General features: G+C 66.8%; 3 protein-coding genes. 1 reads left to right on the top strand and 2 read right to left on the bottom strand.

The annotated features are described in order from the left end of the window. Positions 1-969 (bottom strand): tryptophan 7-halogenase (locus Q0U08_RS17025; RefSeq protein WP_298092795.1); only part of this gene is annotated, 969 nt, incomplete at its 3' end. Continuing rightward, positions 966-2462, bottom strand: a complete 1497-nt coding sequence (locus tag Q0U08_RS17020; protein ID WP_298092794.1) for a tryptophan halogenase family protein — start codon at positions 2460-2462, stop codon at positions 966-968. The genes Q0U08_RS17025 and Q0U08_RS17020, both read right to left, overlap by 4 nt. A 219-nt stretch (positions 2463-2681) precedes the next feature. Here Q0U08_RS17020 and Q0U08_RS17015 point away from each other — a divergent pair, with 219 nt between their 5' ends. After that, positions 2682-5948: a TonB-dependent receptor gene (locus Q0U08_RS17015; RefSeq protein ID WP_298092792.1), complete on the top strand. Its 3267-nt coding sequence runs from the start codon at positions 2682-2684 to the stop codon at positions 5946-5948. Positions 5949-5981 lie beyond the last annotated feature (33 nt).

Genomic DNA, 5981 nt, shown 5'->3' with positions numbered 1-5981 from the left:
GCGCAGGCCTGCGCGGCGGTTATATTCGGCGAGCAGGAGGGGCGGCAGGTCGCGGCCGGGGAGCAGGGAGAGGGCGAGGGACAGGTTCGCCAGCGCGAGCGCGAAGCCGGTGCAGCACAGGGGGCCCATCGCGGCGGCGGCGTCGCCTAGGGCCAGTATGTTGCCCTGCCAGGGCTCCCTGCGGCGGCCGGGGCGGATGGGGCCGGCGCCAAACACGGCGGTGCCGGTGAGTGTGCGGTTTGCCAGCGGCCATGTCGCCTGCCAGCCGTCGTCGGTGGCGCGGTAGGTGTCGCATGGGTCGGGTGCGGTGCCGGCGACGGTGCCGAGCGTCAGGGTGGTGGCGGGAAGGGCGTCGGTCCAGTCGATCCAGTCGGGTGTGGCAGCGGGACCGGTGGCATCGACGATCAGGTCCGCGTCGACCGCCTCTCCGGAGGTTATGCTGACCCCGGCGCGGGTGGCGCGGTCGGCGAGAAAGGGGGTGATCGCATCCGGGTCGAGGCGCAGGCCATAGTCGTGGAAGCCGAGCGGGCCGTCGGGCGCGGTCGGGTGGACGAAGCGCCCGGCATCGGCCAGCACCGCGGCGGGGCGATAGCTGTGAAGCGGGTGCCGGGGGGCGAGCGCGTGGTGATGGTGGAGCGCGCCGGCGACGCCGAGCGGCATCGCCTGCCCCTCGCTGGTTATATAGTCCGCCGGCCCCCAGCCGAGGAATCGCTCGCCCAGCCGGTGCGTCGCGCCGGCCCTGGCGACCAGCATGGCCTCGTCCAAACCCAGTTGTTCCAAGTGCGGCGCGCTGGAGGGCAGCGTGGCGGGCAGGCGATCGGCCAGCGCCTCGGGGTCGACCGGCCGCATGATCCAGTCGACCCGCGTGCCGGGCAGCGCCCGGGCGAAACCGAGCGCCGCAATGCCGGCGACCGGGCCGCCGCCGAGGATGGTGACGCGGCGCAGCCTGTCCTGTCGGTTGCGGCTCATCGTGGCAGGCTCGCTTCATGAGGAGGCAGGGCATCGATCGCGGTGCCGATACCGGCGGCGAGTGCGGCCAGCGCCTGATCCAGTTGCGCGGGGTCGGCCCCGTCGGCGCGTGGATCCCAACCGTCCGGCACGATGTTCTGGCCGAGATAAACGGCCAGCCAACTGGGTTCGAGGAACAGACCGTAGCTGTAATGCGCAACCTGCGCCGTTTGTCGCCACAACGCGATCCGGTCGGCCAGCGTGTCGGGGATCGCCATGGTGCGGACATGATCCCAGAAGGGGGAATCGTCACGCGTGGTGGCGTGATAGTGCAGGATCAGGAAATCGCGGATGCGGTCATATTCGGCATCGACCGCGGTGTTGAAGCCGTCGCGGTCGGCATCGGCGACGCGAACGTCCGGGAAATGTTCGATCAGGGCGGTGATCGCCATCTGCACCAGATAGATGCTGGTCGATTCGAGCGGTTCGAGAAAGCCCGAGGCGAGGCCCACCGCGACGACGTTCTGCGACCAGCTATGCCGTCGCCGCCCGGCATGGAAACGGAGCAGACGCGGCTCGGCCAGCGCCTCGCCCTCCAGCGCGGCGAGCAGGGCTCCGCGCGCGGTGTCGTCATCGCAATAGCGGCTGGCATAGACATAGCCGTTGCCGACGCGGGTGGTGAGCGGAATGCGCCAGCGCCATCCGGCGGGCATCGCGGTCGCGCGGGTCAGCGGGGCGATCGGTCCTGGCGCATGGGTGCAGGGCACCGCCACCGCCCGGTCGCAGGGCAGCCAGTGGGACCAGTCCTCCCACGCCTCATTGAGTTCGCCGCCGATCAGCAGTGCGCGGAAGCCCGAGCAGTCGACGAAAAGATCGCCCTCGATCCGGGTGCCGTTCGCCAGATGGACCGCGGTGACGCGGCCGTCCTGCGCATCGCGATCGACCGAGACGACCCGCCCCTCGGTACGGCGGCAACCGCGCGCTTCGGCATGGGCGCGCAGAAAGGGCGCGAAACGGGTCGCATCGAACTGATAAGCGTAGCCGAAGCTGTCCTGCAGCGCGTCGCTCTCCGGATCCGGGCGGGCGAAACGGCACCGTTCGGCCGCGACGACCCCGGCCGAATAGGCGCCCAGCGGCACCGGATTGCCCCCATGGTGACGCCGCAGCCAATAATGGTGGAAGCCGACGCCGCCGAGCGCCTGGCCATAGGTGCCGAAGGGATGGATGTAGCGGTCGCCGATGCGGCCGAAATCGTGGAAATCGATGCCGAGTTTGAAGGTGGCATGGGTCGCGGCCATGAACGCGACCTCATCGATTCCCAGCCGCTGAATGAAGGCGCGCAGATGGGGCAGGGTGGCTTCGCCGACCCCGACGATGCCGATCTCCGCCGATTCGATCAGATGGACGTCGGCCGCCGCCGGCATCAGCGTGGTCAGGCCGGCGGCGGTCATCCAGCCGGCGGTGCCGCCGCCGACCACCACCACCCGCACGCGATCACCGTTCTGCCCGGTCATGCATCCCCCCCTTCGCGCCGTATTTGCCGCTTTACGGCAGTAGCGACCTTTTCGCCACGCCAGCAAGTTTACTTATGTCAAGTTGCGTTATTTCTCTTGTCGCCGATTTTGCATTGAGATAACCGACGGGAACTGAACCATATTTTATTGCAGGACGGAAGAACCGACCCGGCGAACAGACCGGTTGGCGGTGGGGAAGTCATGTCTGGAGGGGGTTGCATGAAGGATCGTGTGTCGCGTGACGCTGCGCGGAATTGGCGTAATCTGAACATCGGTGTGTCGGCTCTGGCCCTGCTGTGCGCAGCGCAGCCGGCATGGGCGCAGGACGGAACCCCCGCCAAGCCGGCGGGTGAAGGCTCGCAGGGCACCACGTCGGGCACGCCCAGCGTCGAGGCCGGAACCGCGCCGACCGCGCTGGACCAGGCCGCGGCCACGACGGGCACGTCGGGCGCCGCGCAGGAAGCCGCCGTCACGCCGCCCGACACGGGCCGCGACGAGATCGTGGTCACCGGCGTGCGCCAGAGCCTGGCGACCGCGCAGAACATCAAGCGCAATTCGGACACGGTGGTCGACGCGATCACCGCGCAGGACATCGGCGCACTGCCCGACCGTTCGGTGAACGAGGCGCTGCAGCGCGTGCCGGGCGTGGCGATCAGCCGCTTCGCCGCACCGACCGATTCCGCGCACTTCTCCGTCGAGGGTTCGGGCGTGGTGATCCGCGGCCTGTCCTACGTTCGTGGCGAGTTCAACGGGCGCGACACCTTTGCCGCCTCCGGCGGTCGCGAGATCGGGTTCAACGACGTGCCGGCCGAGCTGATCGGTTCGGTCGAGGTGTTCAAGAACCTGACCGCCGACCTGATCGAAGGCGGTATCTCGGGCACCGTCAACATCAACACCCGCAAGCCGTTCGACCAGGACCAGCGCCTGATCTACCTGTCGGGCAGCATGAATTACGGCGACATGGAGCAGCGCGGCGCGCCTTCCGTCGTCGGCCTGTTCAGCCAGCAATGGGACGCGCCGGGCGGCGGCCGCATCGGCTTCCTGGCGAGCGGCAGCTATTCGCAGCTGCGCAGCCGGTCGGACGCGGTGTTCATCTCCGCCTATCTGCCGCGTTTCAACGACGACCGGAACGGCAACGGTGTGCAGGATGCCGGCGAAGGCCGCGTCATCAACCCGGGTACGCCCTATCAGACGACACGTTTCGACACCTATCCGGTGCCGGCGGGCCGCGAGAGCGTGTATGTGCCGATGGGCGGCGGCAACCGCACCCAGTCGTTCAACCGTGAACGCATCGGCGTGTCGGCAGCGGCACAGTATGAGAATGCGGATCGCAGCGTGCTGCTGACCGCGCAATATCTGCGTACCGACAGCCGCCTGGAGTGGATCGAGCACACGATCGAGCCGAGCCTGGGTCTGGCGGATTCGTTGCAGGTCAAGCCGCTGCCCGGCACCACCCCGACCTATGACGATGACGGCGTGTTCACCAGCGGATCGCTGTATCGCCCCGGCTTCTTCCCCAGCTTCAACGGCGCGCCGCTGAGCCAGTTCGCGCCCGAGGGCGGGCCGATCGTGCTGGCCAACCGCTATACCAAGAGCAAGGCGGTCACGCAGGACTTCTCGCTGAACGGCAAGTTCGAGCCGGTCGAGCGCCTGCACCTGAACTTCGACGGCCAGTATGTGAAGTCGACGCTGAACAGCCGCGACGACAATGTCGGCACCACCAGCTATGGCGGGTTCGGTATCGACCTGACGGGCAATACGCCGCGCGTGACGTTCCAGCCGCAGGGCCGTGACGTGAACGAGTATTTCGGCAATCCGGCCTCGATCTACTTCCACGACGGCATGAACAACCGCAATCGCAACAACGGCACCGAGTGGGCGTTCCGCGGCGATGCGCAATATGACGTCAGCGAGGACAGCTTCCTGCGCAAGCTGCGCGTGGGTGGCCGTTATGCCAAGCGCGACCAGACGGTGCGCACCAACGATTATAACAACTGGGGTGCCCTGTCGGAAACCTGGACGAGCGGCGGTCCGCAAGGGTTGAACACGCAGCCGGGGTCGGTCGAGCGGTTCAACTATATCGACTATTACCGTAACCAGTCTACGCAGCCGCCGGGCACGCCGTATATCTCGGATGCCGTGCTGCGCGATCATGAAGCGCTGACCGATCTGCTGCGCCGCGTGACGGCGGCGGGCGGCGGCAGCTATGTCGCGTTGCAGGACCGCACCAACCTGGTCGACGACTATTTCCGCCAGTCGGAATATTACCGGAATCGCGAGGAAACCTGGGGCGCCTATATCCGTGCCGATTTCGGGCTGGACGATTTCGCGGGCGGCATGTCGCTGTCGGGTAATATCGGCCTGCGTTTCGTGCGGACCAAGGATGAGTCGTTCGGCTCGCTGACCTTCCCGGAAACCTTCCGCGTGTTGCCGGCGCAATATGCCAATATCGCAGCCTATTGCGCCGACCCGTCGCTTTCGACGGTGCCCGTGCTCTGCACGGTGACGCCGGCGCAGCAGGCCGCCGCACTGGCCTTCTCCAATGGCGCCTCGACGCCCGAGGTCGCGCGCCAGGCGTTCAACCATTGGCTGCCCGCCGCCAACGTGAAGTTGCAGGTGACGGATACGCTGCTGTTCCGTGCCGCGGCATCCAAAGCGATCTCGCGCCCGAACTTCGGCGACCTGCGCAACTTCGTCGGCGTCAGCTTCGGCGACAACAATGCGTATGGCTTCAACGCCCAAGCGCGGAATCCCTTCCTGCGTCCGGTCGAGGCCAAGCAGGTCGACGTGACGGCGGAATGGTATTTCGCCAAGGTCGGCTCGCTGACCGGCGCGCTGTTCTACAAGAAGCTGTCGAACATCATCCTCGACAATTACGGCTATACGCGCTCGCTGACCAATAATGGTCAGACGTTCGACGTGACGATCAACGGTCCGGCCAACGCACCGGGCAGCGGCGACGTGAAGGGCGTCGAGCTGAGCTATCAGCAGACCTACGACTTCCTGCCGGGCATCCTGTCGGGACTGGGGACGCAGGCGACCTTCACCTATGTCGATCCGGGCAACATTCCGAATGGCGTGCCGCTGAACCCCAATGCGGACAATGCGCCGCCGGTGGATACCGCGTCGCTCTATTCCAACCTGCCGCTGGCCGGGCTGTCGAAGTACAACTTCAACCTCGCGGCCTTCTACGACAAGGCGAACATCTATGCGCGCGTCGCGTATAGCTGGCGCTCGAAGTTCCTGCTGACGAACCGCGACTGCTGCTTCCCCTTCCTGCCGGTCTATGCACTGGCGGCGGGGCAGATGGACGGATCGATCTTCTACACGGTCAATCGCAACTTCAAGATCGGCCTGGAGGTGCAGAACCTGCTCGATACGACCACCAAGACCGCCTATCTGCTGTCCGCGGACGGCCAGATGGCGCCGCGCTCCTTCTTCAAGAGCGACCGGCAATTCTCGGTGACGACGCGCCTGACCTTCTGATCGGGCGACTGCCAAGGGAAGGGGGCGGCGGGC

The organism is uncultured Sphingomonas sp., assembly GCF_946477935.1.
GTDB lineage: Bacteria > Pseudomonadota > Alphaproteobacteria > Sphingomonadales > Sphingomonadaceae > Sphingomonas.
Note: the sequence above shows the minus strand (reverse complement) of the source record. Positions and strands in the feature narration are given on the sequence as shown.

Bases quoted from the DNA above. Each gene is read 5' to 3' on its own strand.
- Q0U08_RS17020 (WP_298092794.1), bottom strand. From the start codon at position 2,462: ATGACCGGGCAGAACGGTGATCGCGTGCGGGTGGTGGTGGTCGGCGGC.
- Q0U08_RS17015 (WP_298092792.1), top strand. From the start codon at position 2,682: ATGAAGGATCGTGTGTCGCGTGACGCTGCGCGGAATTGGCGTAATCTG.